The sequence below is a fragment of the Robertmurraya sp. DFI.2.37 genome (assembly GCF_029211245.1).
GTDB classification, from domain to species: Bacteria; Bacillota; Bacilli; order Bacillales; family Cytobacillaceae; genus Robertmurraya; species Robertmurraya methanolica_A.
Genome location: NZ_JARGEJ010000501.1, coordinates 1 through 318, shown reverse-complemented (window position 1 = coordinate 318; position 318 = coordinate 1). Strand labels below are relative to the sequence as shown.

The window sequence follows — 318 nt, the reverse complement described above, 5'->3', positions numbered from 1 at the left end:
CTGCGACATTCTCGTTGGAGAAAAGGAGTTTTATTTGAAGATGGGAAGATGTCAATGGCAGACGAAATTCTCCTTCTTAAAAGAAGTGATACTCTTCGAATCCGAAAAAACCTCATTTATTCGCTGGAACGACTACTAGAAGAAATATCTGACGACGCCTTTTACCAATTCATCACCCATTTAAACTCGCTTCATTTTTCAGTTTATGATTGTATTTACTGCTATAATCATCTAAATTTTTTGAAAGGAGAAGATCGCAAAGAAGGGGTCAATTTCATTATTTTTGACAACCAAGAAGACATTTGCAGCATTCAGCAC

General features: G+C 36.2%; 1 protein-coding gene. It reads left to right on the top strand.

The window, feature by feature from the left end; translation table 11 throughout:
- A partial coding sequence (locus PZE06_RS27460) for a DUF2777 family protein (protein WP_306421350.1) occupies window positions 1-318 on the top strand: 318 nt, incomplete at its 3' end.